Origin of the sequence: Neisseria flavescens (assembly GCF_005221285.1) — a bacterium.
Taxonomy (GTDB): Bacteria; Pseudomonadota; Gammaproteobacteria; order Burkholderiales; family Neisseriaceae; genus Neisseria; species Neisseria flavescens.
The window spans coordinates 762,901-789,677 of the sequence record NZ_CP039886.1 but is presented as its reverse complement, the minus strand read 5'-3'; the positions used below and the strand labels follow the sequence as shown (position 1 = coordinate 789,677).

At 47.4% G+C, this 26,777-nt stretch carries 22 protein-coding genes and 3 pseudogenes; 11 read left to right on the top strand and 14 right to left on the bottom strand.

Translation table 11 applies throughout. The features are described 5' to 3' along the window. Positions 1-75 precede the first annotated feature (75 nt). Positions 76-1,599 (top strand): threonine ammonia-lyase, biosynthetic, encoded by a 1,524-nt coding sequence (gene ilvA / locus FAH67_RS04085; protein WP_003680205.1) that lies wholly within the window; start codon positions 76-78, stop codon positions 1,597-1,599. A 48-nt stretch (positions 1,600-1,647) separates the two neighbouring features. After that, a pseudogene (locus FAH67_RS11765) lies at positions 1,648-1,758 on the top strand (IS5/IS1182 family transposase); the annotation flags it as partial. A 5-nt stretch (positions 1,759-1,763) separates the two neighbouring features. Here the strand turns inward: FAH67_RS11765 and trmB are convergent. The 3 genes from trmB to FAH67_RS04070 form a co-directional block, all read right to left on the bottom strand. After that, the gene (trmB, locus tag FAH67_RS04080; protein ID WP_039863783.1) at positions 1,764-2,480 is read right to left on the bottom strand and encodes a tRNA (guanosine(46)-N7)-methyltransferase TrmB; all 717 of its coding nucleotides are present in this window, start codon (positions 2,478-2,480) and stop codon (positions 1,764-1,766) included. Positions 2,481-2,617: 137 nt separating this feature from the next. Next, positions 2,618-3,274, bottom strand: coding sequence for a response regulator (locus FAH67_RS04075; RefSeq protein WP_003680203.1), 657 nt, complete (start codon positions 3,272-3,274; stop codon positions 2,618-2,620). Further along, on the bottom strand, positions 3,271-5,031 hold the full coding sequence (locus FAH67_RS04070; protein ID WP_003680202.1) for a histidine kinase: 1,761 nt from the start codon (positions 5,029-5,031) through the stop codon (positions 3,271-3,273). The genes FAH67_RS04075 and FAH67_RS04070 overlap by 4 nt, the downstream gene beginning before the upstream one ends. Positions 5,032-5,290: 259 nt before the next feature. Between FAH67_RS04070 and mobA the strand changes: the two genes are divergently transcribed. After that, complete coding sequence (gene mobA, locus FAH67_RS04065; RefSeq protein WP_003680201.1) at positions 5,291-5,872, top strand: molybdenum cofactor guanylyltransferase MobA; 582 nt, start codon at positions 5,291-5,293, stop codon at positions 5,870-5,872. Positions 5,873-5,951: 79 nt separating this feature from the next. Here the strand turns inward: mobA and FAH67_RS04060 are convergent, their stop codons facing one another. From FAH67_RS04060 to nadA, 5 genes are all read right to left on the bottom strand, one after another. Then, positions 5,952-9,017, bottom strand: coding sequence for a type I restriction endonuclease subunit R (locus tag FAH67_RS04060; RefSeq protein ID WP_003680200.1), 3,066 nt, complete (start codon positions 9,015-9,017; stop codon positions 5,952-5,954). 65 nt (positions 9,018-9,082) lie between these two features. After that, complete coding sequence (locus FAH67_RS04055) at positions 9,083-10,246, bottom strand: restriction endonuclease subunit S (RefSeq protein ID WP_003680199.1); 1,164 nt, start codon at positions 10,244-10,246, stop codon at positions 9,083-9,085. A 9-nt stretch (positions 10,247-10,255) separates the two neighbouring features. Continuing rightward, positions 10,256-12,871 carry a type I restriction-modification system subunit M gene (locus FAH67_RS04050; RefSeq protein ID WP_003680197.1) on the bottom strand — a complete coding sequence of 872 codons (2,616 nt, stop codon included), beginning with the start codon at positions 12,869-12,871 and terminating at the stop codon, positions 10,256-10,258. A 559-nt stretch (positions 12,872-13,430) separates the two neighbouring features. After that, positions 13,431-14,939 carry an L-aspartate oxidase gene (nadB, locus tag FAH67_RS04045; RefSeq protein WP_003680193.1) on the bottom strand — a complete coding sequence of 503 codons (1,509 nt, stop codon included), beginning with the start codon at positions 14,937-14,939 and terminating at the stop codon, positions 13,431-13,433. Positions 14,940-14,990: 51 nt separating this feature from the next. After that, entirely contained in the window at positions 14,991-16,103 is a 1,113-nt protein-coding gene (nadA, locus tag FAH67_RS04040) for a quinolinate synthase NadA (protein WP_039863780.1), read from the bottom strand. A 154-nt stretch (positions 16,104-16,257) separates the two neighbouring features. Between nadA and FAH67_RS04035 the strand changes: the two genes are divergently transcribed. The 4 genes from FAH67_RS04035 to nadC all read left to right on the top strand — a co-directional run bounded on the left by FAH67_RS04035 (position 16,258) and on the right by nadC (position 19,049). Beyond that, positions 16,258-17,196, top strand: coding sequence for an NUDIX hydrolase (locus FAH67_RS04035; protein WP_003680189.1), 939 nt, complete (start codon positions 16,258-16,260; stop codon positions 17,194-17,196). A 118-nt stretch (positions 17,197-17,314) separates the two neighbouring features. Further along, entirely contained in the window at positions 17,315-17,560 is a 246-nt protein-coding gene (locus FAH67_RS04030) for a hypothetical protein (protein WP_003680187.1), read from the top strand. After that, entirely contained in the window at positions 17,557-18,033 is a 477-nt protein-coding gene (locus FAH67_RS04025) for a hypothetical protein (RefSeq protein ID WP_002258798.1), read from the top strand. Before FAH67_RS04030 ends, FAH67_RS04025 begins: the two co-directional genes overlap by 4 nt. 134 nt (positions 18,034-18,167) lie before the next feature. Further along, positions 18,168-19,049, top strand: a complete 882-nt coding sequence (gene nadC, locus FAH67_RS04020) for a carboxylating nicotinate-nucleotide diphosphorylase (protein ID WP_039863777.1) — start codon at positions 18,168-18,170, stop codon at positions 19,047-19,049. A gap of 218 nt (positions 19,050-19,267) precedes the next feature. Here the strand turns inward: nadC and FAH67_RS12385 are convergent. Both FAH67_RS12385 and FAH67_RS04010 read right to left on the bottom strand, forming a co-directional pair. Continuing rightward, positions 19,268-19,638 (bottom strand): annotated as a pseudogene (locus tag FAH67_RS12385) (TonB-dependent receptor domain-containing protein); the annotation flags it as partial. 190 nt (positions 19,639-19,828) lie between these two features. Beyond that, positions 19,829-20,203 carry an Mth938-like domain-containing protein gene (locus FAH67_RS04010; protein ID WP_003680183.1) on the bottom strand — a complete coding sequence of 125 codons (375 nt, stop codon included), beginning with the start codon at positions 20,201-20,203 and terminating at the stop codon, positions 19,829-19,831. Positions 20,204-20,410: 207 nt separating this feature from the next. On the opposite strand from FAH67_RS04010, the gene FAH67_RS04005 reads away from it, so the two are divergent. From FAH67_RS04005 to FAH67_RS03995, 3 genes are all read left to right on the top strand, one after another. Continuing rightward, entirely contained in the window at positions 20,411-21,718 is a 1,308-nt protein-coding gene (locus tag FAH67_RS04005) for a homoserine dehydrogenase (RefSeq protein WP_003680182.1), read from the top strand. After that, positions 21,711-22,145 carry a hypothetical protein gene (locus FAH67_RS04000; RefSeq protein ID WP_003680181.1) on the top strand — a complete coding sequence of 145 codons (435 nt, stop codon included), beginning with the start codon at positions 21,711-21,713 and terminating at the stop codon, positions 22,143-22,145. The genes FAH67_RS04005 and FAH67_RS04000 overlap by 8 nt, the downstream gene beginning before the upstream one ends. Before the next feature lie 131 nt (positions 22,146-22,276). Next, positions 22,277-22,783 carry a hypothetical protein gene (locus tag FAH67_RS03995; protein ID WP_003680179.1) on the top strand — a complete coding sequence of 169 codons (507 nt, stop codon included), beginning with the start codon at positions 22,277-22,279 and terminating at the stop codon, positions 22,781-22,783. Between the two features lie 91 nt (positions 22,784-22,874). On the opposite strand, the pseudogene FAH67_RS11760 reads toward FAH67_RS03995, so the two are convergent. The 4 genes and pseudogenes from FAH67_RS11760 to FAH67_RS03975 all read right to left on the bottom strand — a co-directional run. Next, a pseudogene (locus tag FAH67_RS11760) lies at positions 22,875-23,285 on the bottom strand (transposase); the annotation flags it as partial. 17 nt (positions 23,286-23,302) lie between these two features. After that, the gene (locus tag FAH67_RS11755; protein WP_081462562.1) at positions 23,303-23,566 is read right to left on the bottom strand and encodes a transposase; all 264 of its coding nucleotides are present in this window, start codon (positions 23,564-23,566) and stop codon (positions 23,303-23,305) included. 84 nt (positions 23,567-23,650) lie between these two features. Then, on the bottom strand, positions 23,651-24,367 hold the full coding sequence (locus tag FAH67_RS03980) for an S-methyl-5'-thioinosine phosphorylase (protein WP_004464321.1): 717 nt from the start codon (positions 24,365-24,367) through the stop codon (positions 23,651-23,653). A 66-nt stretch (positions 24,368-24,433) separates the two neighbouring features. Further along, a complete protein-coding gene (locus FAH67_RS03975; protein ID WP_004464322.1) occupies positions 24,434-25,504 on the bottom strand; it encodes an AI-2E family transporter in 1,071 nt (356 codons plus the stop codon). Between the two features lie 202 nt (positions 25,505-25,706). On the opposite strand from FAH67_RS03975, the gene purM reads away from it, so the two are divergent. Next, positions 25,707-26,741 (top strand): phosphoribosylformylglycinamidine cyclo-ligase, encoded by a 1,035-nt coding sequence (purM, locus tag FAH67_RS03970; RefSeq protein WP_004464324.1) that lies wholly within the window; start codon positions 25,707-25,709, stop codon positions 26,739-26,741. Positions 26,742-26,777: the final 36 nt, after the last annotated feature.

Here is a 26,777-nt window from a genome sequence, read left to right as displayed (position 1 = left end):
TCAGGGGTATGGTTTTAACTTTTTCCTCCGGTCGATTTGGCCGAATTGCAATTTATTTCCGAACACTAAAATACCATGAACCATTCCCTTCCTCTTTCTGATTATCTAACCCGTATTTTGACCGCTTCCGTTTATGATGTGGCCGTAGAAACGCCTTTGGATTTGGCGCGCAGTCTGTCAGGCCGTCTGAACAATCAGGTTTTGCTCAAGCGCGAAGATTTGCAGCCGGTGTTTTCGTTCAAAATTCGCGGCGCGTACAACAAAATGGCGAAGCTGCCGAAAGAAGCCTTGGATTGTGGCGTGATTGCTGCAAGCGCGGGTAACCATGCTCAGGGTGTGGCTTTATCGGCTCAATATTTGGGTTGCCGTGCGGTTATTGTAATGCCGGAAACTACGCCGAAAATCAAAATTGATGCAGTAAAGAGCCGTGGCGGCGAAGTGGTATTGAAAGGCGTTTCTTACAACGATGCCTATGATTATGCGATGGAGGTGGCAGAAAAGGAAAAACTGACTTATATCGCGCCTTTTGATGATCCTGATGTGATTGCCGGTCAGGGAACTGTCGGCATGGAAATCCTCCGCCAGCACCGCAATATCAATGCGATTTTTGTGCCGATTGGCGGTGGCGGTTTGGCAGCTGGCGTGGCAGCATTTATTAAACAGGTTTGTCCTGAAATCAAAGTCATTGGTGTGCAAACCGATGATTCTTGCTGTATGAAGCAATCGGTAGAGGCTGGGGAAATCGTACATTTGAAAGATGTCGGCCTGTTTTCAGACGGCACGGCGGTTAAAGTAGTGGGTGAGGAAACCTTCCGCCTGTGTAAAGAGCTGTTGGATGAAATTATTACGGTCAATACGGATATGTTGTGCGGCGCGATTAAAGATATTTTTGACGATACGCGCAGCATTACCGAGCCTGCGGGCGCATTGGCCCTTGCCGGCTTGAAGGCTTACGTTGCGAAAAACAATATCCAAGGTCAAAATCTGGTTGCTGTAACCAGTGGCGCCAATATGAACTTCCACCGCCTGCGCCATGTTTCAGAACGCAGTGAGCTGGGCGAGGGCAACGAAGGTATTTTTGCCGTTACCATTCCTGAAGAAAAAGGCAGCTTCCTTAAGTTTATCAATATCTTGGGTAGTCGGAACATTACCGAGTTCAACTATCGCTACGGCAATGACAACAATGCTCATATCTTTGTCGGTCTGCAAACTGCCGGTGCGCAAGACTTGGCCGTCATCAGCAAACAACTGGCTGACGCAGGCTTGCCGAATGTCGATCTGACCAATGACGAAATCGCCAAAATCCATATCCGTTACATGGTCGGCGGACGTACGGAAAAAGTATCCAGCGAACGCTTGGTCAGCTTTGAATTCCCTGAGCGCCCCGGCGCATTGTCCCGTTTCTTGAACCATATGCGTGCCGAATGGAATATTACCTTGTTCCATTATCGCAATCATGGTGCGGATTACGGCCGTATTTTGGTCGGTATCGATGTACCTGAAAGCGACAACAAAGCCTTTACCGACTTCTTGGAGAGCTTGGGTTATGTTTATAAAGAAGAAACCGATAATCCGGCTTATAAACTTTTCTTGGCTTAATCAGTAAGATAAAAGGCCGTCTGAAATTTTTCAGACGGCCTTGTGTTTTATAGTGGATTAAATTTAAATCAGGACAAGGCGACGAAGCCGCAGACAGTACAGATAGTACGGCAAGGCGAGGCAACGCCGTACTGGTTTAAAGTTAATCCACTATATGTTTGGCTTTATTTCTTACGGAACACCAAGTCCCAAACGCCATGACCCAATCGTTTGCCTCGGGCTTCAAATTTGGTTTCAGGGCGATAATCAGGCGTAGGGGCGTAATCGGTAGCCGTGTTTTGCAAAGCGTCAAAACTGCTCAAAACTTCCAGCATTTGCACGGCGTATTCTTCCCAGTCGGTCGCCATATGGACATAGCCGCCGCTTTTGAGTTTTGGCAGCAGCTTTTCAACAAATGGCACTTGTACCAAGCGGCGTTTGTTATGGCGTTTTTTGTGCCAAGGGTCAGGGAAGAAAATATGAATACCGTCTAAAGAACCGTCTTCCAGCATCTTTTCCACTACTTCCACTGCATCATGACGCATCACGCGGATATTGGAAATGTGTTCTTCCTCAATCAGCTTCAAGATATTGCCGACGCCCGGGCCGTGAACATCAATTGCTAAAAAGTCGGTATCGGGCAGACGTTTGGCGATTTCTACTGTCGCGACGCCCATACCGAAACCGATTTCCAATACTTTAGGATTGTCCCGTCCAAAAGCGCGGTTCAAATCCAAAGGAGCTTCTTGGAAGTCCACACCAAATTGCGGCCACATTGTATCGATGGCGCGCTGTTGGGCCGCGGTCATATGGCCTTGGCGCAAGACGAAACTGCGGATGCTGCGTTTGTGTTCTTCAGGAACGGTATTTTCGGGTGTATTTTCTGGAATGTTTTCGGACATATTGTTTTAAATCAGTGAGAAATCAAATAAAAAGGCCGTCTGAAAGAATCAGACAACCCTGCATATAAATCGGCGTGATTATAGCGAATAAACGCTTTTCCTGAAACCTTTTAAAAAGAAGGTTTCAGACGGCCTGATTAAGACAATACCGGTTGCGGTACTTTGTGTTGCACCGCATAAACCGCAGCTTGAACGCGGCTGCTTAGGTTTAACTTGCGCAACAGGTTTTGCACATGCACTTTGACGGTTGACTCTGCCAAGTTCAAATGGCGGGCAATGATTTTGTTGCTGTGTCCGGCGGCAAGATAGCCCAAGATTTCCATCTCGCGCGGGGTCAGTTGCTCCAGCAGATGGTCGGAGCGGGAGGGAGATGGAGAAATCAGCGATTGCACCAAGCGGCTGGTCATTTCTGGAGAAAAGACGTTGTCGCCATCGACAGCTTTGCGGATGCTTTCCAACAGGAAGTCGGCGTTGATGTTTTTCAGCAAAAAGCCTTTTGCACCCATACGCATACATTCGGTCAAATCGTCGCTGTCTTCGGAAACAGTCAGCATGATGACGGTCAGCTGCGGATTGATACTTAAAATTTGAGCCAATGCTTCGCGGCCGTTCATGACCGGCATATCCAAGTCCAGCAAGACCACATCAGGCTTGAGCTGCTCAACCATTTTCACGCCGGCCAGGCCGTCTGAAGCTTCGCCGACGACTTCAAAATCAGGCTGGCGCGAAAGCAAGGCCTTGATACCGCTGCGAAATAGGGTGTGGTCGTCAATAAGGGTAATTTTAATCGTCATGATGCTGTTCTCATTTGTTGCGGCAAAGTCAGCATAACCGCCGTACCTTGCCCAATCTGCGATGTAATGGCCAATTCTGCGTTAATCCGTTGGGCCCGTTCCTGCATAATGCCCAAGCCGACATGTTCGCCTGAAGGCCGGTTTGATAGGTGTTCTTTATTAAAGCCTGCGCCGTCGTCACGAATCGTCATGACAAAATCGCCGTGGTTGGCAATTTCGACGCTGACATGTTGCGCACGCGCGTGCTTCCGGATATTTGACAGGCTTTCCTGCAAGATGAAGATGATCTGCAAATGCTCATCATAATTCAAAGCCTGCCCGTCGTCCTGCCATTTTAAATCAACCGGAATACCGGTTTGTCGTTCAAAACGCGCCAGCAGCGATTCTACCGCTTCAGGAAAATCTTTATTACTGATTTTGGTGCGGAAATTCATCAAAAGTTCGCGTACGTCTTCGTAGCATTCCTGCACGCCGTCTTTGATGAAGCCGATATTTTCTTCTGCCTGCTCGCGTTGGTCTGAGGCAAACGCGCTTTCCAGCATTTGTACCTGCAAATTCAAAAAGGTCAAAGCTTGCGCGATGCTGTCATGCAAACCTTGTGCAATCAAGTTACGCTCCTGCAAGACTGCAAGCAGGCGGCGCTCTTGTTCCATGCGGTTGTTGGCGATGGAAATGCCCAGCTGTCCGCTTAAAGTATGCAGCAGTTTTTCGTCTTGCTCATCAGGCATATGGCCGTCTGAAAAATATAGGGTCAATACGCCAAGCTGTTCGTCATGATAAACGATCGGAAATTCTACACGATTTCCTTCTTCGGTTTCACCGACACTTGCCGCCAAATCAAAACGTTTCCGCTCCTCATCGGAAAGATATACAGTGCCGCCCAAAGCTGAAAACGCAGGCAGAATCTGAGTTAAAAATTCTTCTGCCGCCTGTTGCGGCGTAAAGGTTTGGTGCAGATTGCGCGTGGTTTGGTAGAGCAGGGTCAAATCACGGTTTTGCCGCGCCAAGTCTTGGGTTTGTTTGGCAACTTGTCCTTCCAAGTCTGTATAAAGCGTGTGCAGACGGCGACTCATTTGGTTGAAACCCTTGCTTACTTGGGCAAACTCACGGATCTGGTCTGTCTCGATTTGAACACCGAAATGCCCTTTGCTGATGGTCTCTACGCCATCGCGCAGTTTTTCCAAGGGTCGGATAATCCATGAATAATGCCAAACAATCATCAAGCCGGCAGCCACAACAATCATCAGCATCATGGCCATTTGAAAGCGGCGCAGCCACAAGGTATTTTGCTCGTTGGCATTTTCCATCGCCTGCAAAAACAGCTCGATGTTGCCGGCAAAACGGTACAGGCCAATTTGAGTCGGACGCTCGTAATGTTGCAAAGACGGCTTGATATTGGATTCCCAATCAATCAACAGCATTGACTGAATCAAGTCATAAGCCAGCGGTGTTTGAGACGGAATCAGCGGATGAATGGCATCGCTTTGTGTTACATTGGCCAGCGTACGCTCAAATTCTTTGATTTGGTTGTCAATTTGCGCATTGGGTGTACGGACGCTTGCCATATAGGCCAAACGATAAACCTGCATTTTCAAACTGCCCGCATCTTCAATTGTTTTGGCCGCGCTTTCCAAACGCCAAGAAAGCAGCAGGGTAAAGACAATCGACAAAAAAGCCGAACTGACCCATAAAAAAGTCAGCAGTTTTAAACGCGAAGACAGGCTCAGGCCGTCTGAAGATCCGGAGAATAAACGCATAAAGCACGCAGGGAAACTAATCCGATAATCTTATAAAAATATCATTCTTTTGGTCTATAAACAACCTGTCTAAAATAATTGTATGGATATGATAAGAAAAAACAGGGGTTTAATGTAAAATCATGTTATGATAAAATTCATCTCAAGTGAATTAAATCATAAAAATAAGGTTTCAGACGGCCTGAAACCTTGAAACTTATCCAATAAACACAACATCTTGAGCCACACTCCATACTCTGCTTCGCAAAGGACTACCAAAATGAAAATTTTCGCACTGATATTGGCCGGCGGGCAGGGAAGCCGGATGGGAGGTGTCGATAAGGGGTTGGTGCAATGGCACAACAAAGCCTTGATAGATCATGTTATCGAAAAAATCCGCCCCCAAGTCAGCCACATCGCCATCAGTGCCAACCGCAACCTCGAATCTTACGCCCAACGCACCGCGCACGTTTTCTCTGATGCGCGCCAATGGCAGCATTACGGCCCTTTAGCCGCTTTATGTACAGCCGCCAACGATTTGCAAATTGCTACTGCCGACTGGTTGCTTATCGTATCCTGTGATATGCCGCGTTTGCCGGAAAACTTGGTTTCCCAATTTGAAACCATCGCGCGGCGCACGCCATTGTGCAATGCGTTTTATGTGGAGACCCCTGCCAGACCGCATTACAGCGTGATGTTTATCCGGCCGCAAATCCTGCAAAGCACCGTGCCATACCTTTATTCAGGAATGCGCAGCATCCGCGGCTGGCTGCAGCAACAGCGCGCGAGGGTTGTCCATTTCCCTCATGAACAAGATTTTATCAGCTACAACACGGAAAACGATTTGGCCCAGCCTTTGTAGTTGGGTCAGTAAGGGGACTAATGTTTAGGTAGAGATATGCCAACTTGATGATTATTTAATATCTTTCAATAAGTAATAGCTATCTTGTAATGAGTTCCCTTAGAAATTCATCAATCCGTATATTTAAATAAAATATACGTTCTTCGTTAAAATAAACTTTGGCTTTTTCCCTATCGACTGTTTCTTTTAGGTCATTTAGTCTGCCTAAGTCCAAATTTTCGCCGGTATATTTTCTTGCCAACAGTGCACGTAGCAAATCTCCATCTAGCCCTAAATTTTTAATTATCTTTAGCACCTTATCATTGGCATCTTTTTGTTTATACGTAGTGATGTAATCACTTAATGCTAAATCTGAATCAAGTTTGATATCGCCGGATTGCACATCGTGTAAAAACAACTCAGCAAATTTTTGATCTTCTTTAGAAAGCGTAGCAAAAGAGTGGTGTAGCTCCTCAAGTGCCGCCGCTTCTTCTATGCCGCCGATGGTTTTAAGCCATTTTTCAAAACGGGCATTCATATAATTTTGATCAATTTTATCGGTTTCGATTTCGTTGATGTGCGAACGCAAATCAAATGGCACATCATCGCTACCGCCACCATTGCTTGGACTTTCTTTAAACAAATCTTTATAACGGGCCAGCAGTTTATCGTAGCTCTCTTGATCGAAATTGAGTGTGGCAGTGATCACGCTGTCGTCTTCCTGCACCACGTTATAGCTTGATTTTTCCCAAGAAAAGCCCAAGAGCCGGGCAGCTTGTAAGTGCTCATTGAGTTGATTGAATAGTTTGACAAACTTTGCGCATGAGGTTGTATCATTAGGGTTTTTTGAAAAATCCTCTAATCCTGCCCATTTAAAAATATCGGCAATATCGGCAAAGCAGACATTCATTTTGTCGATAACTTTATCTAAATTATCTACAAACAGCCCCATTGGACGGTCGCCCGAATAAAGTTTTACGGCCCGCTCAATATTGCGTTGCATCGTGTGCGGCTTGCGGTAATAGCGGATTAAACCAAAAGGCTTATCGGTTTTGTCGCATAAGCGGTTGGTGCGGGAAAATGCCTGAATCAAGTTGGCGTAATCCAAAATTTTGTCTAAATAGAGTGTATTGAGCCATTTACTGTCGAAGCCCGTCAGCATCTGATCAACCACAATCAACAAATCCAGCTGCTCGTCGGGCTTGATTCTCTTATACGCATTGATATGCGACAACCTGTCTGACAAATCTGTTTTAAATCGGGAATAAGTGGCGTAGCCGAAACTTGTGCCGAACTGGGCGTTGTAATCATTCAAAATTTCGGCAATCCATTCTTCCTTATCGTTGCCTTGCCCATCGTTAAGAATATTCGGATCGAAAAGTGCGGTCAGCTTCAGCCCGGAATTTTTGGCTTTAATCAGGCGGTAATAATTGACCGCTTCGGGAATAGAGCCGGTGGCAAAAATGGCATGATATTTTTTGCCTTGGCTGAGGCGTTGCCAATTTTCCAGCATGTCGTCGATCACTGCATTCACATGTTCCGGCGTTTGATATTGCACATTGGGTATATAATCTTCAATGCCTTTTTGATATTTGCCGTCTGAAGTATATTCTCCCGCCATCGGCACATTGTTCATAAATTGATTGTAGATTTTTTTCTTTTGGTCATCGGCAAATACTTCGCTTTCATCTGCCGCTTTAGCTTCTTGCAAAGCGACAGATCTGCGTAAATCGCTGTCTTTGAAGGTGCGGATATGGAAGGGGTGAAAACCCAGCACGTTCTCATCGCGAATGCCGTCTGCAATGGAATAGCGGTGCAATTCATTGCCGAAAACCGTAGCAGTGGTTGAACTTTTCTTAGCGTTTTCTTCTTCAATCGGCGTGCCGGTAAAGCCGAAGAAAAGCGCATTGGGGAAGGTGTGCTTAATGGTGAGCAACATATCGCCAAAGGTGGTGCGGTGGGCTTCATCAATAATAAACACCAGCCGCTTGCCGCTGATTTGCTCGATGTCCGCCTCATTGACTCCTTCTTCCGCCTTGATATTGCTCATTTTCTGGATGGACGTAACGATTAGGCGGTCGCGGTCTTGTTTACTTTTCAGCTTGGCGAGCAAAATGGCGGTGTTTTCCGTTGCCTGTACATCATCTTTACTGTCGGCAAAATTCTGATATTCCTCCAGCGATTGCTTGCCCAGCTCAATACGGTCGAGCAAGAAAATCACCTTATCCGCATCTTTGCGGCGGCTGATTAACTGCGCCGATTTAAAACTCGACATCGTTTTTCCCGAGCCTGTGGTATGCCAAATATAGCCGCCGCGCTGATTGCCCGCCGTCCAATCGGTTTTTGCCACCGTGTCGGCAATCTTGTTAACTGCATAATACTGATAGCTGCGCAACACTTTCAGCTGTTCGTCTTTCGCATCGGCAATGGTGTAATCCCCGATAAACTGGTGCGCCATCGGAATCGAGAGGAAATGCGTCGCCACCTTATCCCAATCGTTCATATACACATTATTGAAATCCGCCCAACGGAAGTAAAACGCCGGATTTAATCGACCGCCGGTATTGGCAAAATAGCGGCATTCTTCCGGCGTCATCGCCACAAACACCTGCACCAGACTAAAAATACCCGAAAACGCGCCTGCCTTATGGTATCGCTCAATTTGATTGGTTGCTTGGCTGATGGGCACGCCTGAGCGTTTCAACTCAATATGAAACATCGGCATACCGTTGATTAACAGCATCAAATCGCCGCGCTGCTTGGGGTATAAATCAGAACGAGGGGTGAAATGGGGCTGCTGGGCAATTTGATAGCGGCTTTTGCCGGCAGAAATTTCCTCACGGTCAAAAATATCCAGCGACACTTCCTTGCCAAAATGACGACTTGCCTCATTTTCACGCTTGATTGCCACCGTTTTGCCGTTGATAAAGCCGTTTAGCGCATAAGGCGTTTTCAATGCCTGCACCTGCTCCAAAATCCGGTTCATTTCCGAGCGAATCAACGGTACATCGAGCTTGTCGATGTGCTGATTAGTTTTATTCAAATGCGCCTGCCAGTTGGCAATCAAATCTTCTTCGGTAGGATGTCGCAACACTTCCTTTTCCCAGCTTTTGGTGGTCAGCAAGGCAATCAGTGCGTTTTCAAAATCAGCTTCTTTATTGAACATTCTTTTTCTCCGTAAGGGCGCTACCACAATTTTTCAGACGGCCTCAATCATGGGCAGGACGCTGCCTACACCAACATCGCTGCCAACAGCCCTTTTTTGAGCCGGTTTAATTTTTCGACCTCTGCCGACTGTAAAGCAATGGTTTCGTCTAGTTGGAGGAAGAAATTACCGATTGCGGTTTGTTCTTTGATGGTTGGAGGAATAAGTATAGGAATTTCAGCCATTACATTATTCATCAATTTAGGATTTCCAACATAGGATACATAGCTGTGTGTAACTAAATTGAGAATCTCAGCAATACATTGATTTGCAAAACCATCTTCATTAATTAGAACGCCACACACATTTGTGCAATAGAATTTCCCTGAACGAAAATTTACATCCCCAGCATTTGCTCCATCAGTTGTCCAAGTAATCGCATTTTCAAACAGGTAATGTTTCCAATATCCCATCAGACCTTTATTTTTCGTTTGTGAACTATAGACAGGATAACAATAATCTTCATTTTTATTATCTACTAAATTTGTCGTAGCTAAGACATTACCACGAGTAATTCTAAATAAATCACAAATTTGATATGTCTCCCACTCCCCTTCAAACCCTTTAAAGCGGATTTGCGGTATTTTTTCACCATTTGCGGGAAACATTTTTGCCAGCATTGCCTTTTTAAGCTGACGGCTTTTTTCCAACACCGCACGGCTCTCGGCGATTTGGCTGTCTAAGCGACGGAAAAACAAACCGAGGTGGGTTTGTTCAGGAAGGGAAGGTACAGTTATTTCTGCGGATAATAAATCACTGTTATATAACCGCTTGATTGTACTTCCTTCTAAACCCCATTTAATATTTTGGTATGTGATATTTAAAAATGTTGAAGTTATTTGGCTTTCATCAAAACGTAACCAAACTATGTTGCTATCTTGAAAATACGCATTCTCCCCTGTAAATTCAACCGTTCGGCCAATTGTACCCGCAGCAGAAATTAAAATATCTCCTTGTTTAGGATAAGGGTATTTCTGGCGATATTCCTCAAATAATTCACTACTGATAAATGCGTCTGGTTCTTGTCCAAATGTACCGATTTTAAAAAAGGGAATTTCACCACTTGGCTGGGTTTGCTCTTTAAAAATACGGCGACACATTTCTACTCTTCCTAAATCGCCTAAAGTTTTATTTTTCCACTCTTCTGTAAACCCTTTAAACCGCAAACGTGGCTCTTGTTGCTTATTCATTTTGCCCCCTTAGCCTTTCAAAATCGCCTGCCATGCGGCAATGCCCTGCAAATCAAATTCGCTGCCGGTGAGTTCGTCCATCATTTGCGCCAGTGCGGCGGCGCTTTCCTGTTTGCGCCCGCTGATATGCTGATAGGTGTCGGCATATTTGTCGCAAAGTGCGGTCAGTTTTTGGCTGAATTGCGCCAGCATGTTTTCAGGCAGCCTGCACATCGCCGCATTGAGCGGAACAAACCATTTTTGGCGGAGCAAATCGAGGGCTTCGGCATCATCCAGGGCTTCAATGGCGGCTTTGGTTTTGCTGTGCAGCTCGGCGGATAGGGTTTTGAGTTCCGCCTTGAGCGTTTTTTCTTCGGCAAGCAGCTTATAGGCAGCCTGCAATTTTGCGCCCAGGCTTTCTTCGGCAAATATGTGTTTGTCGATGGCTTTGCTTAAGTCGGCTTTTTTGGCGATTTCTACGCCGTCGGATTCCAATTCTTGTTGCAAGGCTTTGGGAATTTCGGCATTGATAAAGCCGTCGCCTTCTTCATTGACGGCAGGGCAGGCTTTTTCTTCTTCGCTCAGGTTTTCCAAAATGCTTTGCATCTCGGCAGTGATTTCTGCCAAGCGGGTTTCTTTGGCTTTTAGGTTTGCCAATTCCTGCGGCAGTTTGACGGCCTGCACCAATTCAAACGGCAGAATATGCCCCACCCAGCCGTCTTGTACTTCGGCTTCTTTTTTGGTTTTGCTGTCTTTTTTCAGCACCATAAATGGATCAACCTGCTTAATTGCCTGTTTGCCCTCGGTTTGAATCATCTCCAAATCGGCGGCAATGCCTGCCACATCGGCGCGCCATAGGTCATCGAGTTTTTGATAGGCGGTATAGAAATCCAATAAGGGCATTGCCTGCACTTTTTTCCGAATGAGTTCGGCAAGTTGTTGCTGAGTTTGGGATATGTTGAGCGTTTCCATCGGCCCAATTAGCAGGGTTTCCAAGCTGGCGGTAAAATCGGCAAAGTTTTGGGCAAATTGTGCTTGGTAATTCAGCACGCCGGCGTGGCTTTGCATGGCGGCTTTGAGATTGTCGGTTTTCGGCTGCACATAAGGTGTGCCGTTATCGGTAAATAAAGCCGTCTGTAAACCGTCAAAGGCTGCCCAGTAGTCTGTAAATTGTGCCAGCTCGGCTTTGGGTATGCCGCCGTGCATGGTGGCGAAAATATCCCATTGCTCCACCGGTTCGGCGGAATCGACGTAGCGCGGAATGTTGAGGTTGTAGCCGTTTGCCACAATTTCGGCTTTCGGCACAATGCGGGAGAATTTAGGCAATTCCCGGCGATGGGTCACGCAATCGACAATGCGCTTGATGTCGCTTGCCTGCAAATGGTTGTTTTTGCCTACTTTGATGAAATGCTTGGAGGCGTCAATCATCAATACGTCGTTACGTTCGCGCTCTTGGCGTAAAACGATGATGATGGTGGGAATGCCCGTACCAAAAAAGATATTGGCAGGCAGACCGATAATGGCATCGATATGATTGTATTCGATCAGATTTTTGCGGATTTTCTCTTCTTCGCCACCCCTAAAAAGCACGCCATGCGGCAAGACGATGGTCATGATACCGTCGGGTTTTAAGTGGAAGAGATCGTGCAATAGAAAGGCAAAATCGGCTTTTGCCTGCGGGGCGACGCCAAAACGTTTGTAGCGGATGTCGCCTTCTTTGTCTTTGGGATTCCACGGCTGGGAATAGGGCGGATTGGATACTACGGCATCCAGATACAGCGGCTCGCCTTCCAGCGGCCAGTCGTCTTCCAAGGTATCGGCATTGCGGGTGAAGATATTGCTCGGCAAAATGCCGCGCATAACCAAATTCATACGCGTGAGGTTGTAAGTGTTTTCTTTTAATTCTTGTGCGTAATATTTGATGCTGTCGGCGCTTTTAAGATGTTTGGCAACGCTATGGCCGATGTTGATCAGCAATGAACCTGATCCGCTGGTCGGGTCGTAAATGCTGATTTCTTCACGGTCTTTGAGATGGTCGGCAATGATTTCAGACATCAGCAAAGATACTTCGTGCGGCGTATAAAATTCGCCCGCTTTTTTACCTGCGTTGGCAGCAAACATACTAATCAGGTATTCATAAATAAAGCCCAATACGTCATAGCCCTGTTTGCCGTCCATCGGTATATCGGCAATCAGTACGAAAAGGTCTTTCACAGCATTGGTTTGGCTGACGGCGGTATCGCCCAATTTACTCAAACCGGATTCCAAGGTTTTGAAAATGCCGTCAAAAACAGCAGTGTAATTGTCGGCAATATTGCGACTGAAAGCGCTCATTGCCGTGCGAACATGGGCAATATTGAAATCCGAGCCTTGGGCTAACCAAGTCGAAAATAGATGTTCGTAGCTGATGAAATAGCCGAGGTTTCTTTTGACATGGTTGACAAGCTCCCCGTTAGATTCGGTAAGCTCATCGGCAAAATTTGATTTTTCTAAGCCTTGTTCAAGGGCAAATTTTTCTAATTTATCAGAAAGAAATTTGTAAAAAATAAAGCCTAAGATGTAGTCTTTGTATTCGTTCGCTTCAATTTTGGAACGCATTTTATTCGCAGATTGCCAAATTTTGGCTGCAAGTTGTTGTTTATTCATTTTTTCTCTTATTGGTTTTTGATTTTATACATATTGCGGTATTTATGATTGCTTGGTGCAGTCTTTGCTATGATAAACCATCAACACGGTGTTTACATAATTTACATCGTAGAGGGAGCATGATTCACCGATGCAATGCAAAATGGTAGGAAAGCCTGCATTACACAAAGGCCGTCTGAAACTCAACTTTCAGACGGCCTTTTGATTTTAATTTTTGGGGCTGCACTAGATTAGCCCTAAATTCCACACCAATCCCGCAAGATTTTAAGCTGTTGAGATGGTGGATTAACAAAAACCAGTACGGCGTTGCCTCGCCTTAGCTCAAAGAGAACGATTCTCTAAGGTGCTGAAGCACCAAGTGAATCGGTTCCGTACTATTTGTACTGTCTGCGGCTTCGTCGCCTTGTCCTGATTTTTGTTAATCCACTGTAAAAATGGAGGAGTTCCTTCTATTCGTTGATTTTAGCCCATTAGCTAAGTCCGTATCCCACTAGACTTGAAACTATAGGGTGTCCAGGGAGAAAAGAAGAGGGGTATTTTGCAAAGGTCTCTATCAGCCTTAACAATCACTATTAAAATGTGCTCCGATGTTCTGTCTCCGCCTGTATGCGGCTTGGGCGACGGCGAGGCTGCATTCAAGCAGGTTGCGGTTTTCGTATTCGGACGCGGTGTGCGGCTCGGCTTGGTTTTGCTTCCAAAGCCACAGTTGGGCGATGGCGCGGCGCAGGCCGGTATCGTTGCGGAGAATGCCCAGATGGCGTTGGTTGAACGCTTGCAGGGCGGGGCGGCTGAATGTGTTTTGGATGCCGTCTGAAAAGATGCCTGCTTCGGCGGTGGGGCTTTCAGACGGCCTTTGGGGCGGTGCGGTTTGGAACGCTTGTCCGTCCGCGATGGTTTGGGCGGCAAGCCTGGCGGTAACGACGCATTCGAGCAGGGAGTTACTGGCGAGGCGGTTGGCTCCGTGCAAGCCGGTGCAGGCGGTTTCGCCTAAGGAGTAGAGCTGCGGCAGGGAGGTTCTGCCGCTGGGGTCGGTTTGGATGCCGCCGCAGGTGTAGTGTTGCACGGGGCGGACGGGGATGGCTTGGCGCGTGATGTCCAAGCCGCATTGGGACAGGCAGTGCCGATGGATGGACGGGAAATGCCGGCGGACGAACGCTGCGGGTTGATGGCTGATATTGAGTGAGACGAAGTCTTGCGTTTGTTTGGCGATTTCGGCAGCGATGGTGCGGGCAACGATGTCGCGCGGCGCGAGTTCGGCGCGGCGGTCGTAATGCGGCATAAACCGTTCGCCCGATTGGTTGGTCAGAATGCCGCCTTCGCCGCGCACGGCTTCGGAAATCAGGAAGGTGCGTCCGTTTTCAGACAGCCTTGCCAAGCCTGTGGGGTGGAATTGGATAAATTCGAGGTTTTCGACTGCGCAGCCTGCGCGTATCGCCATGGCGATGGCGTCGCCCGTGCATTCGGGCGGCGTGGTGGTGGCGGTGTAAATCTGTCCCAAGCCGCCGCCTGCGAGTACGGTATGGCGGGCGCGGATGAGGTAGGTTTCTTGCGTTCGGCGGTCAAGGACGATCAGTCCGCACGCCACACCTGATTCGGTTTGAACGTCCAACGCCATCTGCCGCCCGCAAACGCGGATGTTCGGGCGGCAGCGTATTTGGGCAATCAGGCTCTGCATGACGGCTTCGCCCGTGTAGTCGGCAACGTGGGCGATTCGGCGGCAGGTATGCCCGCCTTCGCGCGTCAGGTGCAGGTCGTTATGATTCCGGTCAAACGCCACACCCTGCGCCAGCAGCCATTCGATTGCCGGTTTGCCCTGCGACAGGATGGCGCGGACGGCGGCTTCGTCGCATAAACCCGCGCCCGCTTCCAAAGTATCGGCGACGTGTTTTTCGATGTCGTCCTCTCCCGACCACGCCGCCGCAATCCCGCCTTGCGCATGACGGCTGGCGGTGTCGTCCAGCCGGTTTTTACACAAAATGACGATGCGGAACGATTCAGGCAGCGACAGGGCGAGCGTCAGTGCCGCCAGCCCGTTTCCGGCAATCAATACGTCGCAATCGGTTTGCATGGTGTTGTCCTTGTTTGAGAGATCGTCTGAAACGGCAATACGGACGGCAAATCAGGCGGGGCCCATGCCGTTGAACACATCTTTTTTCTTCAGCCCTGCCGCGAAGTCGAGCATACGCTGCAAAGGCAGTTTGGCGGCTTCGCCCAGCTTCCTGTCCAACAGGATTTCGTTGCGTCCGCTTGTCAGGGCGTATTTGATGCCGCCCAGCGAATTCATCGCCATCCACGGGCAGAACGCGCAGCTTTTGCAGCTTCCGCCGTTGCCTGCCGTCGGCGCGGCGATGAATTCTTTGACGGGTGCCTGCTTTTGCATTTCGTGCAGGATGCCCAAATCGGTCGCCACGATGAATTTTTTTTCAGGGCGCGATACGGCGGCTTTCAGCAGTTTGCTGGTCGAGCCGACCACGTCGCCCAGTTCGATGACGCTTTGCGGCGATTCTGGATGTACCAGCACCACCGCGTCGGGGTGTTCCGCCTTCAACGCCGCCAGTTCCTGCCCTTTGAATTCGTTATGGACGATGCACGAACCCTGCCACAACAGCATATCCGCGCCCGTTTCGCGGCGGATGTAGTCGCCGAGGTGGCGGTCGGGTCCCCAAATCAGTTTCTCGCCGCGCGATTTCAGATACGACACGATTTCCAACGCCACTGAAGACGTTACCACCCAGTCGGCACGCGCTTTCACGGCGGCGGAAGTGTTGGCGTACACCACCACCGTGCGGTCGGGGTGTTGGTCGCAAAACGTCGAAAACGCTTCTTCGGGACAACCCAAATCCAAAGAACATTCCGCCTCCAAATCAGGCATCAGCACCGTTTTTTCAGGGCAGAGGATTTTCGCGCTCTCGCCCATGAAACGCACGCCCGCTACCACCAGCGTACCGGCTTCGTGTTCCGCACCGAAGCGTGCCATTTCCAGCGAATCGCCCACGCATCCGCCCGTTTCCAAAGCCAAATCCTGAATCAGAGGATCAACATAATAATGCGCCACCAAGACCGCGTTTTTCTCCTTCAGCAAAGCCTTGATTTCATCTTTCAGACGGCCTGCCGTCTCGCGGTCTGGCGTATCGGCAACCTTCGCCCACGCCTGACGGATTTGGCAGGCGGAAGTCGGCGTTTGGATGAGGGGCATATCGTAATCGAACGAGCGGCGGGCGGCGGTTTGCATGATGTTTCCTTGTGGCTGGTTTTCAGACGGCATAAAGGTTTGCCGCCTGTTTTTTAAACTGTTTTATATTATGCTCAACTTGAGTATAATATGCAAGGTCGTCTGAAAACCGCTTTGGTTTACAATAAGGTTTTCTCTTGAATGAAAGCCACGCATGGATGCTTATCCTGAAACAGCAGCCAATCCGCAAAGTATCGTTGAGCTTGTTCCTGTACTGATTGCCATTACAAACGGCAGCTTGAGGGTTTTGACAGTTGCCAAAGGAGAGCTATTACCCAATGGCCTGCTTGCACCGCTTCGCCACTCTCTGCAAGCAGGGGTCAGGATGTGGGTCGCCAAACAGACATCACAGCCCATGGGCTATGTAGAACAGCTTTATACGTTTGTAGATACAAGCCGCCAAAATGAACAAGGCCTGCCTGTCTTATACGTCAGCTATTTGGGGCTGGTGCACGAGGCAGCCGACAGCATCCTGCATCCGGATGCGAAATGGCAGGACTGCTACGGCTATTTCCCGTGGGAAGATTTGCGTACCGACGGCGGGCAGCGCGACGCCATTGTCAGCCGCCTGCGCATTTGGGCAAACTCGGCGGACACGGAGGAAGTCCGCCAAAAGCGGCTCAAGCGCATTCATTTGTGTTGGGGGGTCGAACCGGAAAACTGGTCGGAAGAATACGTTTTGCAACGCTATGAAATGTTGTATGAAAGCGGCCTGATAGCGGAAGCCGCCGAGCCGCAGGCAAACTTCGACTTCGCGCTCACGGGGCAGCCCATGCGCCACGACCACCGCCGCGTGCTGGCAACCGCCCTGTCCCGCCTGCGCGCCAAAATCAAATACCGCCCCGTGATTTTTGAATTGATGCCGCCCGAATTCACGCTGCTGCAACTGCAAAACAGCGTCGAAGCCATCAGCGGCAGATTGCTGCACAAGCAAAACTTCCGCCGCCAGATTCAGCAGCAAAACCTCATCGAGCCGTCGGATACCGGCGTATCGGGCAGTAAAGGCCGTCCTGCGCAGCTTTACCGCTTCCGCGACGACGTTCTGCCCGATCAGCTGATTTCTGATATCGGACTGCCACTGGGCAGCCGTTAGCCCGTTTTCAGACGACCTATAGTGGATTAACAAAAATCAGGACAAGGCGACGAAGCCGCAGACAGTACAGATAGTACGGAACCGATTCACTTGGTGCTTGAACACCTTACCAGGAACTATGGAAGTTTTAAAAAAGATTGGCACCACAGGCAACTCAGCCACAGGCAAACTTTTTCCAGATTTACCTCGCACAAATAAGGGATGGACTGAAAAAACACAAGTACAATTTAAACTTGAAGGTCAAGGGAAGCCATATGTGAATAAAGGGAAAGGGGTAGTCAATACAGGACTGGGTAGGGCTGGCGGTAAAGAAACTTTTGAGAAACAGATTATTTATTTTGAAAAAATTGGAGACGTAAAATGAGTTATTTGATTTTGGATGATGATATGTATTTAATCTATGATTTTAAAAAAGTCATGAAAAGAGAAAAAGAATTTATTGAAAAGACAAGATTATTATCATTAAATGACGAAAGTATCTTTGGCATCAAAAAAGACAAAGGCTTATTTGCATCAGAGGAATGGTGGAGTAATATTGATTCCGGACAGATTATCACCAGAAGCGTTTCCGGAGTGATATCGTCAATATATGAAGCGGGAATGGAACGAAGAAATATACCGAATAGTTTTAGTTTTATAGATGGTGAAGGCATCGTAAGGAATGAAAGTATGTATATGATGAATAAATCCGACAGACATTTATTTTGTGAAGGGAAGAAAATCGTCATTTTTTATGCATATAATGAACTAAAAAAATCAAATCAAAGAAAAGGAGACGTAATTGATTTGGAAAACAACTATGTTGAGCAAGTCATTGAAATGGCAATTTCAAAATAATCAGATGACGCCGGAGAGAATTGTTCTCTTTGAGCTAAGGCGAGGCAACGCCGTACTGGTTTTTGTTAATCCACTATAAAATGAAGTTTTGCCCCATCGGTGCAACACCAATATTTTTCAACAAAGGAAACCCCATGCCGTCTGAAAACACCCTCTTCCCCCTGCCCGACACCCTGTTGCGCCCCATGGTCGAACAAGCCTTGAGCGAAGATTTGGGCAGGCGCGGCGACATTACGTCCGCCGCCGTCATCGCGCCTGACAAAACCGCCAAACTCTTCCTCGTCAGCCGCGAAAACGGCGTCATCGCCGGCATGGACTTGGCGCGCCTCGCCTTTCAGACGATGGATCCGTCCGTCCGCTTTCAAGCTGAAATCCAAGACGGGCAAACCGTCCGCGCAGGTCAGACGCTTGCCGCCGTCGAAGGCAACGCCCGCGCCCTGCTCGCCGCCGAACGCACCGCGCTCAACTACCTCACGCACTTAAGCGGCATCGCCACCGCCACCGCGCTTGCCGTTGCCGAAGTCGCCGAATACGGTACAGACATCGTGTGCAGCCGCAAAACCATCCCCCTGCTGCGCGTCCTGCAAAAATACGCCGTCAGGGCAGGCGGCGGCGTGAACCACCGCATGGGTTTGGACGACGCCGTACTCATCAAAGACAACCACCTCGCCTATTGCGGCAGCATCGCCCAAGCCGTTCGTCAGGCAAAACAGGCGGTCGGACCGTTGACCTGCGTGGAAGTCGAAGTGGACACGTTGGCACAACTGGACGAAGCCATCGCAGCGGGCGCGGAACGGATTTTGCTGGACAACATGGACGACGAAACCCTGAAAGAAGCGGCAAACCGCTGCCACACACAAACAACCCACACACACACCATCTATTGCGAAGCATCGGGCGGCATCGGCTTCGACCGACTGAAACGCGTAGCACAAACCGGCGTAGACGGCATCGCCCTTGGCTATCTGACCCACAGTAGCCGTTCGCTGGACATAGGGTTGGATTTCGTGGCTTAAATTTCGAGTTTGCTATAAAGCAAAGGCCGTCTGAAATATAGACGTTTCATTTTCAAACAGCCTTTTTAATTCCAAAGCAGAAGATATAAAAATTATGCAGGTTAGCTTCAACCTTCATATAACATGAAAGAGTAGGGCATGACTAAGCCATCATGTAAAAAGCCGTCTGAAACCCAATGTTCAGACGGCTTTTTACTCCCAAAATGATTAATTGGTCATTACCATTTTCCAGTTATCCCAATGCGTATCGTCCTGTCCAGTGCGGGCATATGGGTAGGATTGATTGGATCAAGATAATAGCGATTGCCCAAATTCGTTCCAACCAGTTCGGCGGTTAGCTTCTTGCCGATTTTGTAGCGCAGATAGGCATCCCATGTAGCGACAGGCTGTCATCTAATATAGTCGGGGTCTGCCTGTTTTCCATTACCTGCTTGGTCATAATATGCCTGAAAAATCACCCTGCGGTTTTGATAAACCCTCTGTGGAAATGGAAACGGACGCCGCTTTTCAGTTTGTTGCGAAAGAATCGCCCGCCCAAATCTGCATCGATAGACCAGCGGGGTTGAATTGCCGTAGCAAGATAACCGTCAGTGATGCTGCACACAAAGGCCGTCTGAAACTCAACTTTCAGACGGCCTTTTGATTTTTGAATTCTGTAAGTAATTGTAGAATTAAGAGAAATAGGAACTAGCAAACTAAAAAATATTAGACTTATAAATTTAACATAATATAAATTATGCGAATTTTAATTGGTATGATATTAAAGCCTATTTTACAAATTATGGCCACAACCAAGCCCATGTGTTTCGGCCTTCGCCTTGCAGTAAAACTAAAGTTCGGCAAGCTGAAGCCGTGTTCATGCATTCGAAGCCGATTCCGTAGGCTGATAAGGCTGCAGCAATTTTGGGATGCAGAAATTTTTGTTTTGCTCCTGTACCTATAATAATGACTTCTGGACGGTTTTCTGCTGTTTCAATTGCTGATATAAAAATTTGTTCGTTTAATTCTTCGATGGTTGTTTGAGGAATGATGCTCACTTTGCCATCTTGCCAGCAGATGGGTTCTGAATATGTTTGTTCGCCGATATGCAATATGCCTTGTGAGGATGAAAAAAATGATGTGGCTTCATCGATATGGTTTTCTGTGATTTTCATGGCAATTCCTGTTTTTATGGTAGAACGATTTTTCAGACGGCCTTGGGAAACCTTGCAAAAAAAGGTGCAAAATCAAGCAATATCAGGTAGGATTCAACGTTTGACCTTGTGCATTGATGCTTTGCTCTGAATTTACGATTGCAAGCGATTATAACAAGCCTTGGTTTTTCGTGATTATTTTAAAGTATCGGCTCAAAAGGAGACACAATGAAGCCAGTAAATATCGGTCTTTTAGGTTTGGGTACAGTCGGTGGCGGTACGGCTACTGTATTGCAGGACAACGCTGCGGAAATCAGCCGCCGCTTGGGACGTGAAGTCCGTATTTCTGCTGTTTGTGATTTGAGCGAAGAAAAAGCCAAACAAATTTGCCCGAATGCTGCTTTTATCAAAGATCCGTTTGAGCTGGTTCAACATCAAGATGTTGATGTTGTAGTTGAATTGTTTGGCGGTACCGGTATTGCCAAAGATGCGGTATTGAAAGCGATTGAGAACGGTAAACACATTGTTACTGCCAATAAAAAACTGCTGGCTGAATACGGCAATGAAATTTTCCCTTTGGCGGAAGAAAAAAATGTCATGGTGCAGTTTGAAGCTGCTGTTGCCGGCGGTATCCCTATTATCAAGGCTTTGCGTGAGGGCTTGGCTGCAAATCAAATCCGCAGTATCGCCGGTATTATTAATGGTACCAGCAACTTTATTCTTACTGAAATGCGTGAAAAAGGCAGCGCGTTTGCAGACGTATTGGAAGAAGCTCAGGCTTTGGGCTATGCAGAAGCTGACCCTACTTTTGATATCGAAGGTCATGATGCCGGCCATAAGATTACGATTATGAGCGCATTGGCATTCGGTACGCCGATGAACTTTTCTGCCTGCTATTTAGAAGGTATCAGCAAACTCGACAGCCGAGATATCAAATACGCTGAAGAGCTTGGCTACCGTATCAAATTGTTGGGTATTACCCGTAAAACCGACAAAGGCATCGAGTTGCGTGTACACCCTACTCTGATTCCTGAAAGCCGTCTGCTGGCTAACGTTAACGGCGTGATGAATGCTGTCCGTGTCAATGCCGATATGGTTGGTGAAACCTTGTATTATGGTGCAGGCGCTGGTGCATTGCCAACTGCCTCTGCCGTGGTTGCCGACATCATTGATATTGCCCGTCTGATTGAAGCGGAAACTGACCATCGTGTTCCTCACTTGGCATTCCAACCTTCACAAGTGCAAGCGCAAAATATTCTGCCTATGGATGAAATTACCAGCAGCTACTATCTGCGCGTTCAAGCAACTGACGAACCGGGCACTTTGGGTCAAATTGCCGCACTCTTGGCCAAAGAAAATGTTTCTATCGAGGCTCTGATTCAAAAAGGTGTGATTAATCAAAGTACTGCCGAAATTGTGATTCTGACCCACACAACAGTGGAACACAATGTTAAACGCGCTATCGCAGCGATTGAAGCACTGAGCTGCGTGGATGCTCCGATCACCATGATCCGCATGGAAAGCCTGCATGACTGAGCAACAAACGGAAAGGCCGTCTGAAGAGCAACTGGCGGCCAGAAAAAAAGCCAAGGCAAAAATCCGCACCATCCGCATTTGGGCATGGATTATTTTGTCTTTGCTGGCTCTGACCGCCCTGCTCTCACAATGCGCCATGAACAAGCCGCAGATGAAACAAAATGTGGTGGAGTCTTGCGTGAAAAACATTCCTTTTGCTGAAAAATGGCAAGCTGATTTGAAGGCAAAAGGTTTGGATACGCAAAACGAGAAATTGGCTCAAGACTATTGTGTCTGCATGTGGGATCAGCCTTTAAGCAAACTCTCTGACGAGCAAATCCGAAACTTCGGCAAAATCAGCCCTGAGGAGCAACTCAAGCTCTTGGGTGGCGCGGAAGCTTTTGAGGCACGCGATAAGCAATGCGTGGCTGATTTAAAGGCTGAGTAAACAATATCGGTTTAAACCAAAGCTACAAGGCCGTCTGAACAACAGAAGGCCTTTCTTATATTGAATAAATAGTAATAAGAATTGATTTCATTATAGTTTAAGTTTAAGATAGCTTGGTTAATTGCTTTTCTATGGTTGTTGCCATGCGCTACCACTTTCCTATTGCCGTTGATATTTATGATTTTTTGTATACCGGCCGATTTGACTATCTGGAAATCGGACAATCGGCAGAGTCTATTTTGCAGATGTTTCCTGCGCCTGATTGTGTCCCCAAAGGCTTGTTGGTGCAAAAAGGCTGGAATATTTGGCTTTATGGCGATATCGAACTGCATTTCTCCGACAATCGTTTAACACAGATTCGTGCTGATTTTCAGCCTGATGCTGCATTAAGCGGCGGCCGTTGGGTAAAGTTGAATCCGTGGTTTTTCGCAAATGGCTACCTTGATGTATATGCCGTCATTCAGCGCTTGGTGCAACGCAATATTGACTTTATTAAAACGGAAACGCATACCAATTTAATTTTGCATCTGCAAAGCGGGGTTGAATTAATTTTTGAAAAATGTCGGGGCATGCAACTTGCTTCGTTCCGCAAACAAAAAGCCTCCCTGCCCCATTGGGCGCGGGAACCAGCTTCTTAGAACCTGTATTCACAAACAACTATTTGATAAATTTTAATATTTGTGAAATATACCCTAGTTTGACAAAATTTTCAGCAGATAAATTCGTCTGCTCAAAATCTTTTGCCAAACGTCGAGACCAACCTAACCATGCAAACGTTCGTTCCACAATCCAACGTTTGGGCAGAATATGCCAAGAAATATCTTGAATTTTCTTTGAAATCTCAACAGTTAAACCCAATTGCTCCGATACTTCGCGCTCAAATGTATTCCGATAACCTGCGTCTGCACAGAAACCTTTTAAACCCGGATAGGTCTCAAACGCTTTTTTTGCTACAAAAATACCTGCTTTTGTGTCATGAATATTGGCTGCATGAACCACAACAGACAATAGGTTACCCAACGTATCAACAGCTATATGTCGCTTACGGCCTTTGATTTTTTTACCTCCGTCAAAACCTTTATCATGTGCGCCGGAAGCTGTTTTGACACTTTGCGAATCAATAATGGCATAAGTCGGCATCGCTTGTTTTTGATGGATTAAACGTTTTTTTGAACCAATGCCAAAAGAATCCTATCCCATAAGCCTGATTGGTTGGCTCTGCGATAGAAACTCCATACGGTTGGATAAGGTGGAAAATCATTGGGCAGCATACGCCATTGGCAACCTGTTTTGGTAATGTACAAAACGGCATTCACTAATTCACGTTTATCCCATTTGTAGTGGCGTAGCCGGTTAAAATGTGGCTCAATCGCTTGCCATTGGGCATCTGTTAAGTCTGTTGGGTAGGATTTTCTAGTCATAAAGATATTTTATCATTTTTGTGAATACAGGTTCTTAAATAAAACAATGCCGTCTGAAAACATCATTTCAGACGGCATTATCAGTTACAAACCATTTAATAATTGTCGGATTTTGGTCATTGTCATAGAAACCTGTTCGTTACAGCCTTCATTTCCTTTTCCATTATCAAAGCAATCAATGCTGCTGACGCTACAAAAGTGGGCATAGGCCATTTTCAACTCTCTAGCTAAAACGGCTTCGGGCATACCGGTCATACCGAGTACATCTACGCCGTCACGTCGATAACGGGCGATTTCTGCACGGGTTGGACGGCGTGGGCCTTGCAGGCAGCCATAAGTGGCGGAGTCGTAAATCGGCACATTGTGCGCTTTCGTGATATTCAACAATTCTTGTCGCAATTCATCACAATAAGGGTTGAAAAAATCGGTATGGACAACCGGACATTCTTGTCCTTCAAAAAAAGTATCTTTACGGCCATAGGTATAGTCGATCAAATCGTCCGGCAACACCAAACTGCCGTTTTCAAAATCAGGATTGATACCGACGACTGAGGAAATGGCAATAATGTTTTCAACGCCTAAAGAATGTAACGCCCAGATATTGGCGCGGTAGTTGATTTCATGCGGCGCGATGGTATGGCTGAAGCCATGTCGGGCGAGGAAAACAATATCCAAGCGCCCCAACCTGCCGAACAAAATAGGGCTGCTGGTTAATCCGTATGGAGTGCGTACGATTTTTCGTTCAGTAATTTCAAGTTCCGGCAGTTTGGTCAAACCGCTGCCGCCGATAATGGCTAACATATAGACTTCCTTTGTTATCAATGGCCGTCTGAAACTTGGATTTCAGACGGCCTTAATATTATTGATTTATTTATGTTTGTAGAAACGGCTGCCGAAATAGGCAGATGCGCCTTCACGCAATAAAACCAACGTCACGGCGGCAAGCGGCAGGCCGGCAAGCATACCGACAAAACCCATCAGTTGCCCGAAAGCCATCAATGAGAAAATCACCCAGAACGGAGACAAACCAATGCGATCGCCGACGATTTTGGGCGTAATGAAAAAGCTTTCCAAGAATTGTCCGACACCGAATACAGCCCAGACCATCAATAACCCCTGCCATGAGCCATATTGCAAAAGCGCGGCAACCGTTGCCAGCAAAAGGCCGGTAAATGCGCCCAAATACGGAATAAATACCAAAATACCGGCAATCATACCAATGGCAAAACCGGAATCCAAACCGACCAGCATCAAGCCCAATCCATAGACCAAGCCCATAATCATCATAACCATCAGCTGGCCACGCAGAAACTCGCCCAAGACTTCATCCATATTGCCGCTGATACGCGTGTAGGTCTCGATAAAACGGCGTGGAACCAATTTGCTGATTCCGGAAGACCAACGTTTCCAATCCAACAAGAAGTAATACAGCAGCAAAGGCAACAACACCAAATTGCTGACGCCACTGATGACGTTGCCGCTTTGACGCATCAAGGTCGGAATCCATGCTTTGAGCGTATTGCTCAACTCATCCGTATGCGACTGCAACCATGCGATGATTGATTCTTGATCGATTTGAATATAATCCCCACTGATGCTGTTGAGCCACGGTAGCAGTTTGTTTTGAACAAAGCCTACGATTTGTGGCAGGCGTTCGGCCAGATTGTTAAACTGGTTCAACAACATAGGCACGATAATCAATACTAACGACAGCAATATCAGCAAAGCCAGTGCCATAATAATCATAGAGGCCGGTGCGCGACGGATACGCTTCAATTGCAGCCACTCGACCAAGGGATTCAAAACATAGGCCAAAACGGCGGCCACAATAAACGGCGTCAAAACATCACCCAAAGCATATAAAAACCAAATAAAGGCTGCGACAACGCAAGCCATAATAATCCACGGTTTTACACTGCGCGTTTTCTTTTGATACATAAAAAGGTGGTCCCCAGTTGATGCTTAAGGTTTTCAAAATAAATAAGCAGTATAACAGATTCACAAAGGCCGTCTGAAAGCGGGACGGCTATTAAGATAAAATAAAATTGTTGACAATAATGCCAAAAAATTCAGCCTGAATCCTCCAATTTAAGATAAAATACGCTCCGACAATCTACCCATACCCGAATAAGGAAATCCAATGAGCACTTCTTTGAGCTATCGTGACGCAGGCGTGGATATCGACGCAGGCGATCAACTGGTCGAAAACATCAAACCTTTTGCCAAGCGTACTATTCGCCCTGAAGTGTTGGGTGATTTGGGCGGTTTCGGCGCTTTGGTCGAAATCGGCAAAAAATACAAAAATCCGGTATTGGTTTCCGGTACGGACGGCGTCGGCACCAAGCTGAAACTGGCATTCGACTGGGATAGACACGATACTGTCGGCATTGATTTGGTTGCCATGAGCGTCAACGACATTTTGGTTCAAGGTGCAGAACCTTTGTTCTTCTTGGACTATTTCGCTTGCGGCAAGCTGGACGTTGCCCGCGCGACTGATGTGATTAAAGGCATTGCCCAAGGTTGCGAAGAATCCGGTTGCGCTTTGATTGGCGGTGAAACTGCCGAAATGCCAGGCATGTATCCTGAAGGTGAATACGACTTGGCCGGTTTTGCCGTAGGCGTGGTTGAAAAAGAACGCGTCATCAACGGCCGTAGTATTCAGGCCGGAGACGTTGTTTTGGGCTTGGCTTCCAACGGCGCACACTCCAACGGCTACTCTTTGGTACGCAAAATCATAGAGCGCGACAATCCCGATTTGGACGCGGAATTTGACAACGGCAAAACCTTGCGCGAAACCATCATCGCCCCTACCCGCCTGTATGTGAAACCTATCCTTGCCGCTTTGGAAAAATTCACCATTAAAGGCATGGCCCATATTACCGGCGGCGGCATTACCGAAAACGTACCTCGCGTTTTGCCTGAAAATACCGTTGCACAAATCGATGCCAAAGCGTGGGAATTGCCTAAACTGTTCCAATGGCTACAAAAAGCAGGCAATGTGGAAACCCAAGAAATGTACCGTACATTTAACTGCGGTATCGGCATGGTCGTTATCATTGCCAAAGAAGATGCCGATGCGGTACAAGCATTCTTGAGCGAACAAGGCGAAACCGTTTACCGTTTGGGCGCAGTTCGTGAGCGTAACGGCGACGAACATCAAACCCAAGTGGCTTGATTGAGATGTAATTAAAAAAGTGCGGATGATAAATCC